20 protein-coding genes are annotated in these 21,988 nt (G+C 70.0%); 14 read left to right on the forward strand and 6 right to left on the reverse strand.

Annotated features, from left to right (window positions below; translation table 11 throughout):
- The first annotated feature begins 14 nt into the window (after positions 1-14).
- From ACFVDI_RS18040 to ACFVDI_RS18065, 6 genes are all read left to right on the forward strand, one after another.
- Positions 15-1,652 (forward strand): class I adenylate-forming enzyme family protein, encoded by a 1,638-nt coding sequence (locus tag ACFVDI_RS18040; RefSeq protein ID WP_378907513.1) that lies wholly within the window; start codon positions 15-17, stop codon positions 1,650-1,652.
- Between the two features lie 8 nt (positions 1,653-1,660).
- Positions 1,661-3,256 (forward strand): ABC transporter substrate-binding protein, encoded by a 1,596-nt coding sequence (locus ACFVDI_RS18045; RefSeq protein WP_378907515.1) that lies wholly within the window; start codon positions 1,661-1,663, stop codon positions 3,254-3,256.
- A gap of 5 nt (positions 3,257-3,261) precedes the next feature.
- Positions 3,262-4,716 (forward strand): MFS transporter, encoded by a 1,455-nt coding sequence (locus tag ACFVDI_RS18050; protein ID WP_378907517.1) that lies wholly within the window; start codon positions 3,262-3,264, stop codon positions 4,714-4,716.
- Between the two features lie 5 nt (positions 4,717-4,721).
- Positions 4,722-6,377 (forward strand): AMP-binding protein, encoded by a 1,656-nt coding sequence (locus ACFVDI_RS18055; protein WP_378907519.1) that lies wholly within the window; start codon positions 4,722-4,724, stop codon positions 6,375-6,377.
- Positions 6,378-6,489: 112 nt separating this feature from the next.
- A complete protein-coding gene (locus tag ACFVDI_RS18060) occupies positions 6,490-8,106 on the forward strand; it encodes an ABC transporter substrate-binding protein (protein ID WP_378907521.1) in 1,617 nt (538 codons plus the stop codon).
- Between the two features lie 80 nt (positions 8,107-8,186).
- The gene (locus ACFVDI_RS18065; RefSeq protein ID WP_378907523.1) at positions 8,187-8,600 is read left to right on the forward strand and encodes a nuclear transport factor 2 family protein; all 414 of its coding nucleotides are present in this window, start codon (positions 8,187-8,189) and stop codon (positions 8,598-8,600) included.
- Positions 8,601-8,616: 16 nt separating this feature from the next.
- Here the strand turns inward: ACFVDI_RS18065 and ACFVDI_RS18070 are convergent, their stop codons facing one another.
- A complete protein-coding gene (locus ACFVDI_RS18070; protein WP_378907526.1) occupies positions 8,617-9,114 on the reverse strand; it encodes a nuclear transport factor 2 family protein in 498 nt (165 codons plus the stop codon).
- Positions 9,115-9,131: 17 nt separating this feature from the next.
- A complete protein-coding gene (locus ACFVDI_RS18075) occupies positions 9,132-9,989 on the reverse strand; it encodes a TIGR03619 family F420-dependent LLM class oxidoreductase (protein ID WP_378907529.1) in 858 nt (285 codons plus the stop codon).
- A 192-nt stretch (positions 9,990-10,181) separates the two neighbouring features.
- On the opposite strand from ACFVDI_RS18075, the gene ACFVDI_RS18080 reads away from it, so the two are divergent.
- Positions 10,182-11,000 carry an IclR family transcriptional regulator gene (locus ACFVDI_RS18080; protein ID WP_378907532.1) on the forward strand — a complete coding sequence of 273 codons (819 nt, stop codon included), beginning with the start codon at positions 10,182-10,184 and terminating at the stop codon, positions 10,998-11,000.
- Between the two features lie 68 nt (positions 11,001-11,068).
- On the opposite strand, the gene ACFVDI_RS18085 is transcribed toward ACFVDI_RS18080, so the two are convergent.
- A complete protein-coding gene (locus ACFVDI_RS18085) occupies positions 11,069-11,662 on the reverse strand; it encodes a flavin reductase family protein (RefSeq protein WP_378907535.1) in 594 nt (197 codons plus the stop codon).
- 142 nt (positions 11,663-11,804) lie between these two features.
- Between ACFVDI_RS18085 and ACFVDI_RS18090 the strand changes: the two genes are divergently transcribed.
- The 5 genes from ACFVDI_RS18090 to ACFVDI_RS18110 all read left to right on the forward strand — a co-directional run bounded on the left by ACFVDI_RS18090 (position 11,805) and on the right by ACFVDI_RS18110 (position 18,068).
- On the forward strand, positions 11,805-12,683 hold the full coding sequence (locus ACFVDI_RS18090) for an alpha/beta fold hydrolase (RefSeq protein WP_378907537.1): 879 nt from the start codon (positions 11,805-11,807) through the stop codon (positions 12,681-12,683).
- Between the two features lie 79 nt (positions 12,684-12,762).
- Complete coding sequence (locus ACFVDI_RS18095; RefSeq protein ID WP_378907539.1) at positions 12,763-14,517, forward strand: FAD-binding protein; 1,755 nt, start codon at positions 12,763-12,765, stop codon at positions 14,515-14,517.
- The gene (locus ACFVDI_RS18100; protein ID WP_378907542.1) at positions 14,514-15,695 is read left to right on the forward strand and encodes an acyl-CoA dehydrogenase family protein; all 1,182 of its coding nucleotides are present in this window, start codon (positions 14,514-14,516) and stop codon (positions 15,693-15,695) included. Before ACFVDI_RS18095 ends, ACFVDI_RS18100 begins: the two co-directional genes overlap by 4 nt.
- A 25-nt stretch (positions 15,696-15,720) precedes the next feature.
- On the forward strand, positions 15,721-16,632 hold the full coding sequence (locus ACFVDI_RS18105; RefSeq protein ID WP_378907544.1) for a VOC family protein: 912 nt from the start codon (positions 15,721-15,723) through the stop codon (positions 16,630-16,632).
- Positions 16,629-18,068 (forward strand): FAD-dependent oxidoreductase, encoded by a 1,440-nt coding sequence (locus ACFVDI_RS18110; RefSeq protein ID WP_378907547.1) that lies wholly within the window; start codon positions 16,629-16,631, stop codon positions 18,066-18,068. The genes ACFVDI_RS18105 and ACFVDI_RS18110 overlap by 4 nt, the downstream gene beginning before the upstream one ends.
- Before the next feature lie 6 nt (positions 18,069-18,074).
- Here ACFVDI_RS18110 and ACFVDI_RS18115 read toward each other — a convergent pair whose 3' ends face one another.
- From ACFVDI_RS18115 to ACFVDI_RS18125, 3 genes are read right to left on the reverse strand one after another with little or no spacing between them, the layout of a single operon-like run.
- Positions 18,075-18,875 carry an SDR family NAD(P)-dependent oxidoreductase gene (locus ACFVDI_RS18115; protein WP_378907549.1) on the reverse strand — a complete coding sequence of 267 codons (801 nt, stop codon included), beginning with the start codon at positions 18,873-18,875 and terminating at the stop codon, positions 18,075-18,077.
- A complete protein-coding gene (locus tag ACFVDI_RS18120; RefSeq protein ID WP_378907551.1) occupies positions 18,875-19,207 on the reverse strand; it encodes a hypothetical protein in 333 nt (110 codons plus the stop codon). Before ACFVDI_RS18120 ends, ACFVDI_RS18115 begins: the two co-directional genes overlap by 1 nt.
- Positions 19,207-20,364, reverse strand: a complete 1,158-nt coding sequence (locus ACFVDI_RS18125) for a Rieske 2Fe-2S domain-containing protein (protein WP_378907553.1) — start codon at positions 20,362-20,364, stop codon at positions 19,207-19,209. The genes ACFVDI_RS18120 and ACFVDI_RS18125 overlap by 1 nt, the downstream gene beginning before the upstream one ends.
- Before the next feature lie 198 nt (positions 20,365-20,562).
- On the opposite strand from ACFVDI_RS18125, the gene ACFVDI_RS18130 reads away from it, so the two are divergent.
- Both ACFVDI_RS18130 and ACFVDI_RS18135 read left to right on the forward strand, forming a co-directional pair.
- A complete protein-coding gene (locus ACFVDI_RS18130; RefSeq protein WP_378907556.1) occupies positions 20,563-21,171 on the forward strand; it encodes a TetR family transcriptional regulator in 609 nt (202 codons plus the stop codon).
- 49 nt (positions 21,172-21,220) lie between these two features.
- Positions 21,221-21,967 carry an SDR family NAD(P)-dependent oxidoreductase gene (locus ACFVDI_RS18135; RefSeq protein WP_378907558.1) on the forward strand — a complete coding sequence of 249 codons (747 nt, stop codon included), beginning with the start codon at positions 21,221-21,223 and terminating at the stop codon, positions 21,965-21,967.
- Positions 21,968-21,988: the final 21 nt, after the last annotated feature.

Genomic DNA, 21,988 nt, shown 5'->3' on the forward strand with positions numbered 1-21,988 from the left:
GACGAGAGGAAACCATGATCACCCGTGACGAGGCAGTCGCCCTGTTGACCGCACCCGGGGCCCCTTTCGAGATCCGGACCGAGGACGTCCTGGGCGAGCCCATGGACGTCTACGCGAACCGGCAGCGGTCGCTGCGTGAGCTCCTGGAGCGCTCGCGCGCCCACGGCGATCGGGACTACCTGGTGACGACCGAGCGGCGGATCGGCTTCGCCGAGCACTACGACGAGGTCGCCGCCCTCGCCGAGGTGCTGCGCGAGGATTACGGCGTCGGCCGGGGCGACCGGGTCGGACTGTGCGCCGCCAACTGCCCGGAGTGGATCATCGGCTTCTGGGCCGCGGTCTCGCTCGGTGCGGTCGCTGTCGGGATGAACTCGATGTGGGCAGGCCCGGAGCTCGCCCACGGCGTCGAGCTCACCGAGCCGAAGATCATGATCGTCGACGAGCCGCGTGCCCGACTGGCCGAAGAGCTGGGCGTGCCGCTGCTGACCATCGAGTCGGACCTCCCACGGATTGCTGCCGAGCACGCGGGCACGCCGCTACCGGAGCCCGCCGAGGAGATCGCCGAGGACGACCCGGCGGTCATCCTGTTCACCAGCGGCACCACCGGCCGGGCGAAGGGCGCCACCCACTCGCACCGCAACGTCATCGCTGCGCTGTGGTTCCACCTGCTCAACGACGCCATCGCCGCCGAGATGGGAGTGCCGCAGACGGGCCGCCGGTTCCTGCTGGTCTCGCCCCTGTTCCACATCGCCTCTCTGCACAACCTGGCGGTCGTCCGACTCGTCGTCGGCGATGTCGCGGTCCTCTACCAGGGCAAGTTCGACGTCGAGCAGGTGCTGCGGCTGATCGAGCAGGAGCGGGTCACGAACTGGGGCGCGATGCCGACCATGCTCACCCGGATCATCGAGCTCGGCGACCGGTTGGAGAAGTTCGACCTCTCCTCGCTGCGCAGCCTCTCTGTCGGCAGCGCACCGTCCTCGCCCGAGCTCAAGGAGGCGCTGCGGACGGCGCTCCCCGACGCCGGCGCCTCCCTCGCCACGACGTACGGTCTCACCGAGTCCTCCACCGCCGTGACCCTCGCCTCGGCGGCAGAGCTGGCGGCGGACCACTCGACGGTGGGCCGTCCGGTGCTGAACGCGCAGGTCGAGATCCGCGACACCGAGGGCCGGCCGGTTCCGGACGGGGTCGAGGGCGAGATCCACCTGCGCGGCGCCCAGATGATGCTCGGCTACTGGAAGAACCCCAAGGCTACGGCTGCCTCGACCGCCCCGAACAGATGGTTCCGCACCGGCGACCTCGGGCATATCGCCGACGGCCAGCTCCACATCGCGAGCCGTCGCTCCGACCTGATCCTGCGCGGCGGGGAGAACATCTACCCCGCCGAGGTCGAGGACCGGATCGTCGCGCACCCGGCCGTACGCGAGTGCATCGTGATGGGCGTCCCCGATGCCGACTACGGCCAGGCAGTGGCTGCGGTCGTGGTGCTGCACCCGGGCGAGAACGTCTCGGCCGAGGACCTGTGCGCCCATACGGCGGCCGGGATCGCGCGCTACAAGGTGCCGACCCGATGGCAGATCACGCTCGACGAGCTACCCCGCAACGCGACGGGCAAGGTCAACCGCCGCGACATCACGTTCACCACCCAGGAGTAGGAGTCCGCATGTCCGTATGTCTGATCCGGCGCAGCACCGCTGCCGCCCTGGTCACCGTGGCGCTGGTCGCCAGCGGCTGCGCGTCCAGCGACGAGAACAAGCCAGCGACGGAGGGGAACGCCCTCGCCGAGGGGATCCGCAATGCCGACGACAGCGGTGAGCCGGTCGACGGCGGCACGCTGACCTACGGGGCCTACGCCGAGCCGACATCGCTCGACCCGGCCGTCACGATCGCGGCGGCCACCACCGGCGGCAACGAGATGGCCAACATCTTCGACACCCTGGTGACCTTCGACCCGGAGAAGCAGAAGTTCGTGCCGCGGCTGGCCGAGTCCATCGAGCCCGACGCCGACTTCACCACCTGGACGCTCCGCCTCCGCGATGACGTGAAGTTCTCCGACGGTACTCCGCTGGACGCCGCCGCGGTCGTGTGGAGCCAGCAGCGCTACGCCTCGGCGAAGGCACCTGAGACCGCGCTGTGGGTCGACAACGTCAAGTCCGTCACGGCGAGCGATGAGCAGACCGTGACGTACGAGCTGACGCGGCCGTGGCCGCTGTTCCCCGGTGTCCTCAGCACCGGCCCCGGCCTGATCGTCGCGAAGTCGTCGGTCGGTGCGGACGGGAAGTTCACGCCAGTCGGCGCGGGCCCGTTCACGCTCGGTGACTGGGAGCCCGGCGAGTCGCTCGAGCTGAAGGCACGCAAGGACTACTGGTCCGGTGCGCCGCACCTGGACACCGTGAAGATGGCCTATCTCGGCGACCAGCGCACCAGCCTCGACTCGCTGCTGAGCGACGGTGTCGACTCCGCGCTCATCCGCGACCCCGACCTGGTCGAGGAAGTGCTCGCTGAGGACCTTCCGATGTACGTCAACATGCGCGCCGCCAGCAACGTGGCCATCATCAACGCATCCGACGGAGCCGCCGGGCACGACCCGCGGGTCCGCAAGGCGATCGCCCTGGCCATCGACCCCGAGCTGATCTTCGAGCGGATGTTCGGCAGCGTCGGACTCGCCTCCTCCGAGCTGTTCCCCGGCTACTCGACGTGGCATACCGACGTTGCGGGGCTCGAGACAGACAGGGCCGAGGCGACCGAGCTCGTCAAGCAGGCCAAGGCCGACGGCTGGGACGGCGAGATCACCTACGTCGACGGCACGGACCCCGCCTCCCGGGCCTCGATCCAGGCGATCAAGGCGTCGCTCGAAGCCGTCGGGATGACCCTCGACCCCAAGCCGACCCGCACCATCTCCGAGCAGATCACGAAGATCGCCGTCGAGCGCGACTACGACCTGGCCGGCTGGAGCATCAACTACGTCGAGGCGGATCCCTTCGCCCGGATGTACGCGACCATGCACAGCCGCGGCACACAGGTCTACGGCATGTACACCAGTCCGGAGATGGACGCCCTGATCGGCTCCTTCCAGGCCGCCACCACGAAGGAGGACCAGCTCGCGGCGATCGCCTCGATCCAGAAACAGGTCAACGAGGACGTCCCGTTCGTGACCTTCGGTCCTTACTCCGAGCTGAGCGTCTGGAACAAGAACGTGCACGGCATCACCGGCGCGGCGAACTCGATCATCATGCTCGACGACGCCTGGGTCGACTGATCCGGATGAGAGCCGGTCAGGATGTCCGGGACTCCCGCTGGGTGCTCCCGAGCATCCTCCTGGTCACCACCGTCACCGGGGTCGTCGGCAGCCTGGGTACGCCCCTGGTGACCGGGGTCGCCCGGACCGAGGGCGTCTCGCTGGTGACCGCCCAGTGGGCGATCACCTCAACTCTCGTGACCGCTGCGGTGGTGTGCCCGATCGCGGGTCGCCTCGGGGTCGGCCGCCGTCGGCGGCCGGTGCTCATCGGTTGCCTCGTACTCGTCGTGATCGGCACCGCGCTCGGCGCGCTACCGCTCGGGTTCGGGCCGCTGCTGGTCGGTCGGATCCTGCAGGGACTCGCCTTCGCGATCGTGCCGTTGGCCTTCTCCATCGCCCGCAGCGAGCTACCGGAGCCCCGGGTACGGGGCGCGGTCGCGGCGGTCTCGGTCGCCAACGTCACCGCCGCCGGCCTCGGCTTCCCGGTGACCGCGTTCGTGGCGACCTTCGCCGGCACCAAGGGCGCCTTCGGGTGGGCGTGCGGCCTGTCCGTCGCGGCGCTGGTCGTAGCGCTCCTGGTCGTCCCGGACAGCGACGAGGAAGCGCCGCGCGGCGTCGACTGGTTCGGCGCGCTGCTGCTGAGCGTCGCAACCGCGGCCGTGCTGTTCGCGGTGACCCAGGCCAAATCCTGGGGGTTCACCTCCTTGCTGACCCTCGGTCTGTTCCTGACCGGCCTCGCCTGCTATGCCGGGTGCGGCTGGTGGTTGCTTCGGGCCGAGCGGCCGCTGGTCGACCTGCGGGTCGCGGTCCGGCCCGGCGTACTGGTGGCGAACGTGTGCGGCCTGCTGGCGGCGCTGGGCATGTTCCTGCTGCTCTCACTGGCGATGATCCTGGTGCAGACCACTGAAGCGGACGGCTACGGGCTCGGCCGCTCGGTCGCGGTCGCCGGCCTGATGCTGGCGCCGTACGCCCTCACCAGCGTCCTGGGGTCGCGGATCGCGATGTGGTGCGGTCGGTTCCTGGCGCCCGACAAGCTGCTGGCCACCGGGTGCCTGCTGTTCACGGCGGCATGCCTGGCGCTCGCCGTCGGGCACGACTCACTGGTGAAGGTGACGGTCGCGGTCATCATCGGTGGCTTCGGCAGCGGGATGACGTTCAACTCGATGCCGTGGTTGATGGTGCGCTTCGTGCCCGTCGGCGAGACCGGCAGCGCCCTCAGCTTCAACATGGTCCTCCGGTTCCTCGGGATGTCGCTCGGCAGCGCGCTCGCGCTGGCCGTGCTCGACGCGTTCACCGACCCCGGTCGCCAGACGAGCGAGGCCGGGTTCGTCGTCGCCGCCCTGATCGGCGCGGCCGTGTCGTTGCTCGCCGCGCTGGTCTGCCTGGTTCTGGGCCGGACCGCTAGGACCGATCCCGAGAGACGCGGGCCCGAAAGCCCCCCGCCCATCGAGCAGCCGACGTACCGGTCGGCCGAGGAGTGAGTGTGATGGAGACCTTCGCCCAGATCGTGGTGAGCCGAGCCGGCGACGACGCGCCGGGCCTCTGCTTCGAGGAGCGGACCTGGACCTGGGACCAGGTGCTCCGTGAGGGAGCCGTACGCGCCGCGGCGCTCCGGTCCGCTGGCGCCGCCCCGGAGAGGCGGCAGGTCCATGTCGGCGTCCTGCTCGAGAACGTGCCCGACTACGTGTTCTGGATCGTCGCCGCCTCCCTCGCCGACGCCGTCGTCGTCGGGTTGAACGCGAGCCGCAGTGCGGTCGAGATCGCCCAGGACGCCCGGCACGCCGACATCGACCTGGTTGTCACCGAGCCCCGGCTGGCGCACCTGGCCGCCGACATCGACGGTGTCCGGATCCACGACATCGAGAGCCCCGGCTACGCCGACTGGCTGGCACCCCACCGCAGCGCCGAGGTGGTCGCAAGGTCCGAGCTGGCGAGCCCGGACAGCCTGGCCATGCTGCTCTTCAGTTCCGGTAGCACTGGCGCGCCGAAGGCGGTCATCGTCAGTCAGGGCCGGCTCGGCCGGCTCACCGGGACCATCGCCGAGCGGATCCGCATCCGGCGGGACTCGGTGACGTACCTGTGCATGCCGCTCTTCCACGGCAACGCCGTGATGATGAACCTCGCCCCGGCGATGTCCAGGGGCGCGACCGTCGCGATGACCAGGAAGTTCTCGGCCAGCGGGTTCGCCGCCGACATCCACCGCCACCGCGCGACGTACGTCAACTATGTCGGCCGCGCGCTCTCCTACGTGCTCACTCGCCCTGAGGGTCCGAGGGACCGGACGAGCACCCTCGAGCTGGCCTTCGGCACCGAGGCCTCCGAGGCCGACGTCCGCCAGTTCGGCGAGCGGTTCGGGTGCGAGGTGATGGAGGGGTACGGCCTCAGCGAAGGCGTCTTCAGGATCAACCGCACACCCGACACCCCGGTCGGGTCCCTCGGGCTGCCCGCCGGCGGGGTGGACGTACGCGTCTACGACGAGACCACCGGCGAGGAATGTCCCCGAGCCCGCTTCGACGCGGGCGGCAGGCTGGTCGACGCCACCGCTGTCGGACAGATGGTCGCGGTCGGGGCCGCCCCCACCTTCGAGGGCTACTACATGAACCCGGGCGCGATGGCCGACCGGGTCCACGGCGACGACTTCTGGTCCGGCGACCTCGCCTACCGGGACGAGGCCGGCTACTTCTACTTCGCCGGTCGCTCCTCGGACTGGTTGCGTGTCGACAGCGAGAACTTCTCCGCCGCGCCCGTCGAACGCGTCATCCAGCGTCTGCCCTGGGTCGCCGCCGCCCCCGTGTACGCCGTCCCCGACCCGCGCACCGGCGACAACGTGATGGTGGCGATCGAGCTGGAGCCGTCCTGCTCCTTCGATCCGGCCGCCTTCGGGGAGTTTCTCGCGGCGCAGCCCGACTTCGGGGCCAAGTGGTGGCCGACGTACGTCCGGGTCGTCGACCGGATGCCGCTCACCGGCAGCGGCAAGATCGACAAGGCCCCGCTGCGTCGCGCGGCCTGGCAGACCGCCGATCCGGTCTGGGTGCGCGTCGGCAGGACCGCTACCTACGAGCCGCTCGACGCCGAGGGCCGGTCGCGGATCACGGCCGAGACGGCCATGCATCGTGGCGGGGCGCAGGCGCCCACCCACTGAGCGGAAGCGCCGGGCCTGGGACCGCCCTGCGGTTCCTAGTGTGACGACGAACACAGGTCGTTCGGGGGCCTGCCGGCACCGTTTCGATTCACGAGACCAACTGGAGTGAACAGTGAAGACACCCATCTCGACGCGCACGCGCCTGGCGGCGCTCATGTGCGCACTCGCAGTTGCCGCGACAGGCTGCGGCAGCGGCAGCGACGACGATTCCGCGGCGGCCAGGAAGCTGGCGCCTCAGGAGCTCTACCGCGACGGCCTCATCAATGTGGAGAAGGACGCCGGCGAGCCCGTGAAGGGCGGGACGCTGCGTGTCGCGGAGTACTCCGAGGCCGCCGTCCTCGATCCCACCAAGACGTACCCCACCGGATCGACCGGCCTCAACGTGATGGCCTCGATCTATGACACCCTGATGCGCTACGACGCCGAGACGGCGGAGTACGAGCCACAGCTGGCCGAGTCGCTCTCGACCGAGGACTCCAGCACCTGGACGCTCACGTTGCGCGACGGCGTGAAGTTCACCGACGGCACCCCGTTAGACGCCGACGCCGTCGTCGCCAGCATCAACCGCTTCATCACCAACCGTGGTCTGCACGGCCAGATCCTGCAGGCGAACCTGAAGTCGATGGACGCGACCGACGAGTCGACGGTCACCTTCACCTTCAGCGCCCCGTGGCCGCGCTTCCCGGCACTCCTCGCGGCCGGTCCCGGCCTGATCCTGGCCCCCGCGGCGTACGCGGACGAGAAGCAGTTCAAGCCGATCGGTGCCGGTCCGTTCGTCCTGGAGACGCAGTCGCCCGGTGAGAAGACCGTGGTGAAGGCCAACGAGAACTACTTCGACGGCCGCCCGAACCTCGATGGCATCGAGTTCCTCCAGCTCGGCCCCGACCAGGCCAAGCTCGAGTCGCTCGAGGCCGAGGAGGCCGACCTGATCTACGTCTCGCAGGACAAGGTCATCACCCAGCTCGTCGACGAGGGCGTCAACGGCAACATGAGCGGCATCAGCGGTACGCCGATCATGAACCTCAACCACCGGGAGGGCACCGCCACCAGCGACCTGCGCGTGCGCCAGGCGATCCAGCTCGCCTTCGACGCCAAGAACTTCCTCAAGCGGACCACCGGCCAGGATGACCTCGCCGACCGTGGCCTGATCGCGCCGACCTCGATCTGGGACACCGACGTGGAGCCGGTCGAGACCGACGTCGAGGCCGCCAAGAAGCTGGTCAAGGAGGCGAAGGCCGACGGCTTCGACGGCAAGCTCCGCTATGTCGGTCTGGGGGACGCCGACTCCAAGGCCGGTGCCGTGGCGATCAAGGCGATGCTCGACGCGGTGGGCTTCGACGTCCAGCTCGACCTGGTCACCTCGGTCGCCGACGTGGTCTCCAAGGTCTACGTCGAGGGCGCGTTCGACATCGCCCGCGCCTCCAACAGCATCCCCGACGCCGATCCGTACAGCGCTCTGGACACCGCGATGAACTCCAAGTCCGCTGCCAACCCGGGCCGCTACGTCAACCCGGAGATGGACCGGCTGCTCGGCGAGTTGCGCGGGGTCACCGACCCGGAGGACGGCATGAAGGTGATGACCGAGATCGAGGAGCTGTGGAAGGCGGACGTCGCCTACATCAGCGTCGGTTTCGGCGGCTTCTTCGAGGCGTGGAACGACAACGTCCACGGCATCACCCCGACCACGCAGACCGCCGTGCTTTTCGACGATGCCTGGATGGACAACTGACGGTCCTACCGACCCCAACTCATCTGGTGTCCCGGACGTCTCGCACGTCCGGGACACCGCCTGTCTCCGAGGAGGACTCGATGAACGACCGAGACGTACTGATCGAGCGGCTCGCAGAGATCGCCGCCGCCATCGACGGCCGCGACTGGGACACGCTTCGCGGCGCCTTCACCAAGGACGCGCACGGCTATGGCGCCGACGGCGGTCCGGAGGTGATCGTCACCAGGATGCAGGCACACCTCGGCGGCGTCGGCGCCACCCAGCACCTGCTCGGCAACCACCGAGTGCAGGTCGACGGCGATCACGCTCGCACGCTCACCTACGCCCGTGTCTACCACGTCGGGGCGGGGTCGAAGGAAGGCTCCTTCTACGAGTGCATGGGGGAGTACGAGGACCTCTGGGTCCGCGCCGAGCGGGGCTGGCTGATCAGCCGGCGTACGTTCACGATCAGTATCGGGCTCGGCGACTTCACCGTGCTCCGCCCGGGTGACTGACTGGAATCGGTCGGCGTCAGCCGGCGTGCTCTGGCGGGAGCTGCCCGAGCGCACCGGTGCGGAGCAGCAGCGGCGCGAGCTCGTTGCCGTCGAGGACCCGGCCGACCCGTGCGGTGGCGCGCCAGCCCTCGTCGGTACGCCGCAGCTGCCAGTGGTTGGCGGTAGCCCGGTTGATCCGGAAGGAGCCGTCCTCGTGCAGCACCATGAGGGAGTGGGTGACGGCAACGGCGGTGTCGCCGTCGACGTGGACGGAGACGGGCCCGTTGAAGTGCGCGCACCCGCCGGCGATGAAACCGCGGTGCGGTGCGGACTCGACCATCGCGAAGATCTGGTCGCGACCGTTCATCTCGATCACGTCGTTGTCGTAGACACCGTCCTCGGTCCAGATCGCAGCGACCTCCGCGGAGCTGCCTGAGTCGACCAGCGGTCCGTACGTGGTGAGCAGCTGCACGATCTCGCGCTCGTCCTCCAGGGTCTGCAGACGGTGCTCGAGCTCAGTGAGGCGGTCTTCCATCGTGGTCTCCTGGAGGGTCATGAGATCTCGCCGGCCAAGGAGGCGAGGGCCTCCAGCTGGTCGCAGTAGTGGTCCACCGACGTGGCCTCCACCGCGGTGCTGACGAGGGTGGCGCCGGCGGCCCGGAGACGGGTGAGCCGGCGGATCGTGGCCTCGGCGTCGCCGGTCGGATCGACCATGCGGCCAGGCGACAGGACCACCTCGAAGCCGTCGGGGACGTCTTGGGCGCTCAGCATGGTGCGCAGGTCCTCGGACCCGAGCCCGAACGGCACCCAGCCGTCGCCGAGCTCGATCGCGCGGCGCAGGCTCCGGGGCGTACGCCCGCCGATGAGGAGCGGCACTCGCTCCTGGACGGCGTGTGGCTCCACCACGAAGCCGTCGAACTCGTAGTCGCTGCCGTGGTAGGCAGGCTCGCGTCGCCCCAAGCTCGCGCGCAGCGCGGCCAGCGCGTCGTCGGCGCGGGCTCCGCGACTCGCGAACGGCCGGTCGAGGAGCGCGAACTCCTCCTCGAGCGAACCCACACCCAACCCGAGGACGAGCCGGCCGTTGCTGACGACGTCTAGGGTGCCGTACCTCTTCGCGATCTCCAGCGGGTGGTGGTAGCCGATCACCAGCACCTGGGTCATCAGCCGCAGCTGCTCGGTGACCGCGGCGAGGTGGCCGAAGGTGGCCAGCGGGTCCCAGTAGGTGCCGCCGCGCTCGGCGGCTGCGTCGCCAGGGACGGCGACGTGCTCGCTGCAGGTCATGTGGTCGAAGCCGAGCCGGTCGGCGGTGCGGGCGACCTGGGCCAGCTCGGCGATTCCCGCCTCTGCCTCCCAGGCCGCGTGGGCGCCGGGGTTGGCGGTGACGATCGGGCTGACGATGCCGAGCTTCACTGCGGCTCCTTCTGCGGTCGGTTCACGCGGTCGAGCGAGTCAAGCATCGGTGCGCGCGCGAGCGGCGGCGCGGTCCCGCTGAGCGGTCTGTCGGCAAATCTCTACGCCAGGGTCTTGGCAGCGATTCGGCCGTTTGGTACGTTGCAAACAGAAAACAAGAATTCATTTCAGTTTTGGGGAAATGGGGTCATCATGAGCGCACAAGCGGTCGAGCCAGACAACCGCACCCGACGCGACCTCCCGCCGTCGATGGTCGAGCGGATGTCGCTGATTCTGGATGCCTTCGAGACGCCTGGGATCCGGCATACGCCCGAGCAGGTCTCGCGGATCACCCACCTTCCTCGCACCACCGTCCACCGGATCCTGGACCAACTGGTCCGGCTCGAATGGCTCACCCAGACCCCGTTCGGGTTCGGCCTCGGGCCGCGCTCGCTCGGTCTGGGCGGTGGCGGCCGAGCCGACACCGAGCTGCGGAGCGCGACCGCTCCTCACCTCCACGAGATGCAGGTGACGACTGGTCTGGTCGCCCACCTCGCCGTGCTCGACGGTGCCGAGGTCCGCTACCTCGACAAGATCGGCGGTCGGTTCGCCGCGCGGGTCCCTTCGATGGTGGGTGGCCGGGTGCCCGCGCACGCCACCGCCCTCGGCAAGGCGATGCTCGCCTGGCTGCCCGCGGAGCGTGTCGACGAACTCGTCGCCCCCGCGCTCACCCCGCTGACCCCGGCGACCATCGGCGATCTCGCCGACCTCCACCAAGAGCTGCACAGGGTCCGGTCCCGGTGCGGCGTCGCCTTCGAGCGCGGCGAGACCGACCCGGACATCGCCTGCGTGGCCGCGGCGATCCGCGGCCCGGAGGGGCCGGTCGGCGCGGTCTCGCTCGTCGGAGACCTGCGCGCGCCGATCGAGCGGGTCGCGCCGCTCGTCCTTCGGGCCGCCCATCGTGCGGGCCAGGAGCTCTTCCCGCAGTTCGGGGAGCGTACGGACCTGCATCGGCCGTCACCCGCTGCCTGATCTGACCTCAGCTGAGGGTCCTGCCCAGAGCGTTCGGGCGGGGCCCTCAGCTGTCCCCGAGGAGGGGCTCACCCCCAGTGTTCGCCCCATCCCCACAGGTCGGGCGCGATGTGCTCGTGCTGGTCCTCCACACCGAACTTGCCGCGGAAGAACAGCATCGGGTTGTCTCGGGTCGGCGTCTCCAGCCAGGTCACCCGGCCGACGACCACGTCGTGGTCACCGGCGACATGGACGGTCTCGACCGTTGCGTGCACCCGCATCAGGACACCGGGAAGACTGGGCGTGCCGAGTCCCGAGAGCTCCCAGGCGAGATCTTCGAACTTCCGGCCGCGGCTCGAGCCGAACCGCTGGCACAGGTCGGTCTGGTCCTCGCCGAGCACGTTGACGGTGAAGCGTCCCGCGTGCTGGATCCGGGGCCAGGCCCGGCCGCGGTGGTCGGCGCAGAAGAGCACCAGCGGCGGCTCGAGCGACACCGACGCGAACGACTGGCAGGCGAAGCCGACCGGCTCGCCGTCGTCCATCCCGGTCACGACCGTCACCCCGGTGGCGAAACTGCCCATGGCGGTGCGCATCTCCTGCGGGGTCGGGGCGCTGCCCACGGACTCAGCCTCGTACGTCACGTCAGTTGTCATCTGCTCGCCTCCTGGTGGGTCGTTGCTCATGCTCGGACGCTAGGTCTTCGAGGCGTCTGCCGTGGGGCGATGTCCCGCTGAGTGACCCGATCGCAGACCCCGTTCGTCCATGCTTCCCGGTCACCGGTCAAGAGCACCGTAGGAAACCGTCCCGAGCCCTAGCGTGAGCGCCGTGACAGACCTGACCCACGAATCCACCCGCCGGGAGCTCGTCACCGACGCCGGCGTACTCCGCTATCACGAGGTCGGCGACGGCCCGCCGCTGCTGATGCTGCACGGGTCAGGCCCAGGTGTGACCGGCTGGCGCAACTTCGGCGACAACCTGCCGGCCTTCGCCCCGCACTTCCGTTGCCTGGTCCTCGAGCTGCCCGGCTTCGGGGTCAGCGACACCACCGACCAGCACCCGATGATGGCGGCGCTGCCCGCCGTGCAGCGCTTCCTCGACGGGCTCGGCCTCGACCGGGTCGACGTGATCGGCAACTCCATGGGCGGAGGTATCGCGACCCGGCTCGCGATCAGCCAGCCCGACCGCGTACGCCGTCTGGTCACCGTCGGCGGCATCGGCCGCAACATCTTCAGCCCTGCCCCGGGCGAGGGCATCAACCTGCTCGTCGAGTTCGTCGAGAACCCGAACCGCGAGAACCTGGTCGCCTGGCTCCGCTCGATGGTCTACGACCAGTCGATGGTCACCGAGGAGCTGATCGAGCAGCGCTGGCAGCAGGCCACCGACCCTGACACCCTCGAGGTCGCCCGCCGGATGTACGGCCGTGCCGCGATCGCCGCCGCCTTCGCCGGTGCCGGCAGCTCCGCGAACGCGACCCCCGGCTGGGCTCAGTTCGACCAGATCAAGGCGCGCACGCTGCTCACCTGGGGCCGCGACGACCGGGTCAGCCCGCTCGACATGATGCTCATCCCGATGCGCACGATCCCCGAGGTGGAGGTGCACGTGTTCCCCAACTGCGGCCACTGGGCGATGATCGAGCAGAAGCGCGCCTGGGAGCGGACCGTCCTCGCCTTCCTCACCGAGCAGGACGAGGAGGGCGCCCGATGAGCGAGCGTCAGCGAGCGACCATTGGTTCTCTCATCGGGCCGCGTCCGTATCCTGGCGCTTGCGCCACGGAGGTGGCCCGATGAGCACCTGGACAGACGAGTTCGACCTCGTCGTCGTCGGCAGCGGTGGTGGCGGGATGACGGCGGCGCTGGCCGCCGTCGACGCCGGCCTGTCCGTCGTGCTCATCGAGAAGGGCAAGAAGTTCGGTGGCAGCACCGGTATCTCCGGCGGCGGCATCTGGGTACCCAACAACCCGACCCTTCGCAAGGCCGGCCACGACGACTCCCGCGACTCGGTGCTGGGATACCTGACGACGATCACCGAGGGGAAGGTCTCGGCGACCCGCCTGGAGGCGTACGTCGACCACGGCCCGGCCGCGATGGAGCTCCTCGAGCGTTCGAAATGGGTGAGGTTCGCCTGGACCAAGGGCTACGCCGACTACCACCCCGAGGTCGCCGGCGGCCGTCCGCTGGGCCGGTCGATCGAGGCGGTTCCGTTCGACACCCGCAAGCTCGGCGCCGACGAGGCCTTCCAGCGGCCCAACAACATGAAGGGTCCGCTGGGCCTGTGGGTCACCGCGAAGGACTACCACGACCTCGCCATGGTCAAGCGGACCTGGCAGGGCCGGCTGGCCTCGCTGCGCGCGGCCTGGCGGGTCAGCTCGAACGTCGTACGCCGCCGCCACATGGCCACCGGTGGGCGCGCCCTCGTCGCCCGGATGCGGATGGCGCTCAAGGACGCCGGCATCCCGCTGTGGCTGGAGACCACGATGACCTCGCTGGTCCTCGAGGCGGGACCGACGGGCGACCGCGTCACCGGCATCGTCGCCACCCGCAACGGCACCGAGGTCCGGATCCGCGGTCGCAAGGGCGTCCTGCTCGCAGCCGGGGGCTTCGACCACAACGCGGCGATGCGCAGCCAGCACCTTCCCGAGGGCGCCCGCCCCGACCACAGCCTCGGCGCCATGGAGAACACCGGGGACGCGATCGTCGCCGGCCAGGCCGCCGGCGGCGCCGTCGACCTGATGGACGACGCCTGGTGGATGCCGTCGGTGAGCCACCCCGCCGGCGCCACGATCCCGCTCGTCTCCGAGCGCGCCATCCCCGGCCAGGTGATCGTCGGCACCAGCGGCTCCCGGTTCACCAACGAGGCCTCGCCGTACGTGAACTTCGTTCACGACCAGCTCGTCAGCGGCAACGAGCAGGCCTGGCTGGTGATGGACTCCCGGGCCCGCTCGCGCTACCCGTTCGCCCAGATCCTGCCGGGCGCCCCCTTCCCGCAGGGCTTCTACGACCAGGGCATCGTGCACCGCGCCGAGACCATCGCCGAGCTGGCGAGCTCGATCGGCGTACCCGCCGACGCCCTGGAGGCGACCGTGGCCCGGTTCAACGGCTACGCGACCGCGGGCGTCGACGAGGAGTTCCACCGCGGCGAGAGCGCGCACGACCGCTACTACGGCGACACCAGCCTCCCCAACCCCAACCTCGACCTCATCGACAGGGCGCCTTACTACGCCGTACGCATCGAGGTCGGCGACCTGGGCACCAAGGGCGGCCTGGTCACCGACAAGCACGCGCGGGTGCTACGCGAGGACGGCTCCGTCGTCGCCGGCCTCTACGCGACCGGCAACTGCGCCGCGTCGGTGATGGGCAACGACTACGCCGGACCGGGCGCGACGATCGGCCCCTCGATCGTCTTCGGCTACCTGGCCGCGCGGCACGCGGCCGGTGCTACCGATCACCGGGAGACGGCGCCCTCGCCGACCGCGCCGGGTGCCACCGTGGGATCGACGGGCAACACGTCCGCGACGCAGCAGGAAGAGAGTGCGAGATGAGCAGTGTGCTGGAGAGGATCGAGGCCCGCGCCGAGGAGATCGCCGCGCTGGGCGCCAGCAACGAGACGCTGGGCCGGCTCGATGACCGGGCCGCGGAGCTGCTGCGCGAGACCGGCGTGATCCGGATGCTGCAGCCCGCCAAGTACGGCGGCGCCGAGGCGCACCCCGCCGAGTTCGCCGAGGCCGTGATGCGGCTGGCGAGCCTGGACGGCTCCACCGGGTGGGTCGCCGGCATCGTCGGCGTGCACCCGTGGGAGATGGCGATGTGCGACCCGCGCGTCCAGGAGGAGGTGTGGGGCGAGGACAACGACACCTGGATCGCCTCCCCGTACGCCCCGATGGGCATCATCCGTCCCGTCGACGGCGGCTACGTCTTCAACGGCCACTGGCAGTTCTCTTCGGGCACCGACCACTGCGACTGGATCTTCCTCGGCGCCATGCTCGGCGACGAGAACGGCGAGGCGCTCATGCCGCCGCAGGTCCACCACGTCATCCTGCCGCGCTCGGACTACACGATCGTCGAGGACTCCTGGGACGTCGTCGGGCTCCGTGGCACGGGGTCGAAGGACATCGTCGTCAAGGACGCCTTCATCCCCGACTACCGTGTGGTGAGGTTCTCCCGGTTCATGGACGGCAGCCAGCCAGCCGACGCCGGCCTGACCAACCCGACCTACCACATCCCTTTCACCACGGCCTTCCCGCTCGGCATCACCTCCGCGGTGATCGGCATCGCCGAGGGCGCGCTCGCCGCGCACCTCGCCTACCAGCGCACCCGCGTCCAGATCACCGGCGCCAAGGTGAAGGACGACCCGCACGTGCTGAACGCGATCAGCCAGTCGGCCGCTGAGATCCACGCCTCTCGGGTGACCATGCTCGACAACGCCCGCCGGTTCCACGACAAGGCCGTACGCGGCGAGGAGGTCACGTTCGCCGAACGCGCCGAGTCGCGGCGTACGCAGGTCTCCGCCGCTTGGCGCGCGGTCCGGGCCATGGACGAGATCGTCGCCCGCTCCGGCGGGAACGGCATGCGGATGGACAACCCCATCCAGCGGTTCTGGCGCGACGGTCACATGGGCCTCGCGCACGCCATCCACGTCCCCGGATCGGTCTTCCACGTGCAGTCGCTCACTGCGATGGACGTGACCCCGCCGCCGGGACCCATGCTCTCGATGATCTGACCAGTCCCCACTACTGAGGAGAACCATGACTGCGATCCGTGCCCTCGGCTACCTGATCGTGCAGAGCCAGGACCTGCCCCGCTGGCGCGAGCTGACGGTGGACTGCCTGGCGATGCAGGAGGCCACCGGCCCGGTGGCCGACGGCCTCTACCTGCGGATGGACGAGCGGCACGCCCGGCTCGTCGTGCTGCCCGGTGACGTCGACCGCGTGGTCGCCGTCGGCTGGGAGGTCCGTGACCAGTTCGGTCTCGCCGAGGTCGCCGCCGCCCTGGATGCCGCCGGCGTCGCGACCAAGGAGCTCACCCAGGAGGAGTGTGACGAGCGCCGGGTCGAGGCGGCGATCCGCTTCGAGGACCCTGCCGGTACGCCCCTCGAGGTCTTCTTCGGTCCGGTGCTCGACCACAGCCCGGTCCTCACCGGCCACGGCCAGACGTTCGTGACCGGCGAGCAGGGGATGGGCCACGTCGTCCTCCCGACCACCGTGGCCGAGGAGACGGTCGCCTTCTACACCGAGGTCCTCGGCTTCCTGCCGCGCGGCGCGATCCGGATGGGTGCGGCCCTGCCACCGCGCCGGGTCCGATTCATGGGTGTCAACCAGCGCCACCACAGCCTCGCGGTCTGCCCCGCGCCGCACGGCGAGGCCCCCGGCCTGGTCCACCTGATGATGGAGGTCGACAGCCTCGACGCCGTCGGCCGCGCGCTCGACAAGGTCAACGAGGCGGGCTTCTCGCTCTCCTCGACGCTCGGCCGCCACACCAACGACAAGATGGTGTCGTTCTACGTGCGCGCGCCCGGGGGCTGGGACCTGGAGTACGGCTGCGAGGGCACGCTGGTCGACGAGGCCCACTACACCGCCGAGGAGATCACCGCGGACAGCTACTGGGGCCATGACTGGTCCGGTTCCGAGCCGCTCGCCGCGTTCCTTCCGCCGGCGTGACCGACACGGTTCACGAGGCCGACGTCGTTGTCGTCGGCCTCGGTTGTGCGGGCGGTGCGGCGGCCCTCGAGGCCCGACGCGCCGGCGCTTCCGTGACCGCCCTCGAGCGCGCCAGCGGGGCGGGCGGCTCCTCGGCGCAGTCGGGCGGCGAGCTCTACCTCGGCGGCGGCACCGCCGTCCAGCAGGCGCTCGGCCTCGAGGACGACGCGGACAACATGTACGCCTACCTGCACGCCGCACTGGGCCCGCACGCCGACGAGGAGAAGCTGCGGCTCTACTGCGACGACAGCGTCGAGCACTTCGACTGGCTCGCCTCGCTCGGGATCGACTTCGAGAGGTCGCTCTACGACGCGCCTTCCTGGATGCCGTCGACCACGGACGGGCTGATGTGGCTGGGCGAGAACGCCTGGCCGTACGACGAGCTCGCCCGTCCCGTCCCGCGCGGTCACCGGCCCGCCACCGAGAGCTTCGGCGGCTGGCTGGTCATGGACCGCCTCGTCGCCGCGTGCGCCGAGGCAGGCGTGGAGACGCACCCGGACACCCGCGCCACGGAGCTCCTGGTCGAGGACGGCCGGGTCGTCGGCGTACGCGCTCGGCGGTTCGGTGAGGACCTGACCTATCGCGCCCGGCGCGGTGTCGTCGTCGCCACCGGCGGCTTCGCCGACAACGAGGCGATGGTCGCTGCGCATGCAACCGACCTGCTTGGTCACGGCACCGTCAGCGACGGCGGGGACGACGGCAGCGGCATCGTGATGGCGCAGGCCATCGGTGCCGCCGTACGCCGGATGTCGGTAGTCGAGGTCGCCTACACCGCGCTCCCGCTGCTCGCCTGTCAGGGCATGCTCATCAACGCACGTGGCGAGCGGTTCATCAACGAGGACGTCTATCCCGGTCTCTACAGCCACGCCGCCCTGCACGAGCCGGGCCCTTGCTGGGTGATCGTGGACGGGCGGACCGTCGAGGAGACCGACGAGGCCGACCTGTGGGGCGTCGTACCCAGCCATGCCGCCGAGACGATCGAGGAGCTCGAGGCCGACCTCGGCATGCCCGTCGGATCCCTCGCCCGCACCGTGGCCGCCTACAACGCAGGCGCCGCCGCCGGTGGCGACCCGCTGTTCCACAAGAACCCGCGCTGGACCCGGGTCCTGTCCGGCCCGTACGCCGCCATCGACCCGCGCATCGGCTTCCACAACCCGACCCACCGAGCCGCCCCCGGCGCCACCGGCTTCGCCGGCTTCACCCTCGGCGGCCTGCACACGACGGTCGACGGCGAGGTCCTTGACCTCACCGGCATCGCGATACCCGGCCTGTATGCCGCCGGGCGCGCGAGCGCCGGCATGCACGGCCACGGCTACATCTCCGGTACGTCCCTGGGCGACGGCACCTTCTTCGGGCGTCGTGCCGGACGGGCTGCCGCCCGGCACGACGCCCGGTAGGTAGCCCTACTCGCTGGATGGCGGCAGCAGCTTCTTCGACTTCGCCAACGCCTCCTGCACCAGTGCGGTGCGGTCGTGACCGCTACGGATCGCGGCCAGCTTCTCGTTGCCCTCCGCGACCTGGACGGGGCCGTCCTGCAGCCGGGTGAGGGCCTGGCGGGCGACGTCATCGGGCTCGGAGACGTGCATGCCGGGGACGTCGAAGTTGAGACCGGCCCGCTCCATGGAGGGGGTCCGGGTGACGCCGAGGACGAACTCGAGCACGTCGACGTCGTACTCCTGCATCTCCAGCCACAGGCCCTCGGCGAAGACGCGGCAGAACGCCTTCACCGCGGCGTAGATGCTGATCTGGGCGGCGCCGAGGTAGCCGGCGAGGGAGCCGATCAGAAGGATGCCGCCGCGACGACGCTCGCGCATCGGCGCCCCGAACAGCTGCACCAGGGCGAGCTGCGCGGTGAGGTTGAGGTCGATGACTTCCTGGAAGCGGTCCAGGTCGCCGGTGACGAACTCGTGGCCATAGGTGTTGGCGCCGGCATTGAAGACGAGGAGGCCGACCTCGATATCGGCGGTCACCTCGGCGATCTCCTTGATCGCGTCGGGGTCGGTCAGGTCCACCGCCAGGGTGCGTACCTCGACGCCGAGCACGCGGCACGCGGCCGCGGTCTCCTCCAGCGGACCCGGCTTGCGGGCCAGCAGCACCAGGTGGAGACCGGCCTCGGCGAGCTGCCGGGCGAAGGACGCGCCGACGCCTTCCGAGCCGCCGGCGATGACGGCCCAGGGGCCGTGGCGCACCAGGTCGACGCTCATCAGGCGCTCACCTCCGTGTCGTCGTGAGTGGCGGCGTTGGTCTTGAACGGGGCGTCGTCGATGACGGTCAGGTCACCGCGTACAGCCGCCTCGCGGATCGCGTCGCGCAGCGTGGCGCAACCCGTGAAGGTCGCTCCGTTGGGACCCGGCCGGGGCGAGGAGGCGCGCCGCTCCACGCAGGCCGCGAGCGCGCCGTCGCTCCACTGGATGCTGGTCTGGTCCCACGAGCTCTTCCGTGCCTGGACGTGCCCCCCGCAGGTCCCGCAGACCACGGGCTGCATGGGGGCGTCGTCCAGGCGGACGTCGGGCCGGACCTCGGTCAGGTCAGCCATCAGACCGGCTGGCCGGAGGCGGCCGCGCGCTTGACCAGGTTCGCCTCGACCTCGGCGCGCCAGGCCTCGTTGGGCTTGGTCGTGTCGATCTCGAACTCGAAGCGCTCCACCATCTCGGGGGCGATGTCGGCGGCGTCGACGTAGAACTGTTGATACCAGCGGCGCAGCTGGTAGACCGGGCCGTCCTCCTCGCACAGCAGCGGGTTCTCGATGCGCGCCTTGTTGCGCCAGATCTGCACGTCCTGCTCGAACCCGATCCGGATGAAGTCGCCCAGCTTGCGTGCGGTGGCGGTCGCCGCCTCGTCGTCGACCCCGGCCGGCTTCTTCGTCATGATGCCGTACTGCAGCACGAACGAGTTCTCGTCGATCGGGTAGTGACAGTTGATCAGCGTCGTGGGCATGTCATTGCCGTCGCTGTAGTGGTAGGTGACGTCGTCGATCATGAACGACGGGCCGTAGTAGGCCGCCGTCGACGTCGTCCCGGTGCTCTTCGGACCGCTGCCGCTGTTCTGCGGGCGGGTGATGTCCTCACGTCCCTGACCGGTCATCAGCTGGGTCGCGACCGTGCCCTCGAAGATGTTCTTGAAGTACGTCGGGAAGGTGAAATGCACGTAGAAGAAGTGCGCCATGTCGACGACATTGTCGACGATCTCGCGGCAGTTGGAGCCCTCGATCGTGGTCGTGTACCAGACCCAGTCGGTCCACTCGGGGTTGTCGTAGCCCGGGATGCGCGGAATGGTGGCGTCCTCGGTGGGCGGGTTGCCCTCCGGGTCGTTCCAGACGAAGAGCATGCCGTCCTGAACCATCGTCGGCCAAGCGGCGGTCCGGGCGCGCAGCGGGACACGGCGGGCGTACGGAATCTGCTTGCAGCGGCCGTTGCCGCCCCAGCGCCAGTCGTGGAACGGGCAGGCGATCTCGTTGCCCTTGACCGTGCCCTGCGAGAGGTCGCCACCCATGTGGCGGCAGTAAGCGTCGAGGACGTTGACGGAGCCGTCCTCGCCAGCGAAGACGACGAGCTTCTGGCCGAACGCGTTGACCTGGTGCGGCTCGCGGTCGTCGAAGTCGCGTACCAGCCCTAGGCAGTGCCAGCCTCGGGCGAACCGTGTGGGGGGAGGACCCGACTCGATGTGGCGGACCTCGTCCTCGGCTGTGGTCATCTGCTCTCCTCGAGCTCGTCGCGCCGGCAGGCGTCCGCCGGACGCGGGATTTCTGGTCCTCGCAGTGTCGGTCGCCGCCGTGCGCTCCTGCGGCGTCGATCCCGCTGACCGGTAACATGCAGTCGGATCGACGTCATCCGGGCTGAGGATCGACATCTCGCAGTCGTCAGTCGTAATCGTCACCGGAGGGAGCCTGCTTTGCCACGGATCGCCGAGGGTAGACCTGCGGCCACGCCGAGCTCGATCGAGCAGAAGGATCGATATCAGCGCATCCTGCGTGCTGCTGCCCACCTGGGCGCCGAGCACGGTTTCGACCACGTCCAGATGAACGATGTGGCCAAGGACGCGAACGTCGCGATCGCCACGCTCTATCGCTACTTCCCGTCCAAGGTGCATCTGTTCAGCTCGGTGATGCGCTGGCGCGTCGGCGCCTACGAGATGGAGGAGGTCCCGGCAGAGGGCGTCTCCGCGACCGGGGTCGCCGACCTGCTGATCCGGATGAGCCGCGAGATGGCTCGCACTCCGAAGCTCTCGCTCGCGATGATCCAGGGCAACAGCCAGTCGTACGCCATGGGGAGCCGTGACTCGGCCCTCGATGACGAGCGGTTCACTCGCATCGTCCAGCGTGCGGCCGGGATCGCGGAGGCCACCCCCGACACCGAGCGGCAGATCCGGCTGATCGTCTCCTGCTGGTTCGGAACGCTGGTGTCCCTGCTCAACGGCCGTTTCTCGATGGGTCAGGCCGAGGACGACATCAGGGCCGCCTGCGCGCTGCTCCTCCGCCCGCTGGAGACCACGTCCCACTGACCGGTGATCCGGGCGACCCCTGGGGATGATCCCCCCTAGCCTCGCGGCCATGCAGAGGTTCAGCGGGACCAACGTCATCGTCACCGGCGCTGCGTCGGGCATCGGTCGGGCCACGGTCATCAGGCTGGTGTCGGAGGGCGCGGCCGTGTTCGCCGTCGACCGAGACGCCAGCGGTCTGGAGGACACCAGGACCGCTGCGGTCGGGATCGGCCGGGTGGCGACCGCGATCGTCGACATCACCGGCGAGGAGGCAGTGGTGGCGAGCGTCGCAGAGGCGCGCGCCGAGCTCGGCAGCGTCGAGGTGCTGGTCAACGTCGCCGGCGCGCACCGGACCACGCCGATCACGTCACTGTCGGTCACCGACCTGCGCGACCTGTTCGAGATCAACCTCGTCGGCACCGCACTCTTCTGTCGGGAGGTCGTGCCACTCCTGCCCGACGGCACGGGGGTGATCGTCAACGTCGCCTCGACATCCGCGGCACACGGCAACCCCTACATGTCGGCCTACTCCGCCTCGAAGGGCGCCGTCCTCGGCTTCTCGCTCAGTCTCGCCGCCGAGCTGGTCGGCCGGGGGATCCGGGTCGTGCCGATCTCGCCGGGCACCGTCGACACCCCGCTCACGCGCACCGTCGCGGTGCATCCCGGGCTCGACCTGAGCGCCTTCGACCGGATCCGCTCGCCCTTCGGGCCGGCTCGGCCGGAGCAGATCGCAGGTGCGATCGCCTTCGCCGCCTCGCCCGACGCGTCCTACCTCACCGGCGTCGACCTCCGGGTCGACGGCGGCTCGCACATCTGACCCAGCCCCAGCAAACGGAGG

The organism is Nocardioides sp. NPDC057767, assembly GCF_042798275.1.
In the GTDB taxonomy this organism is placed as follows: Bacteria; Actinomycetota; Actinomycetes; order Propionibacteriales; family Nocardioidaceae; genus Nocardioides.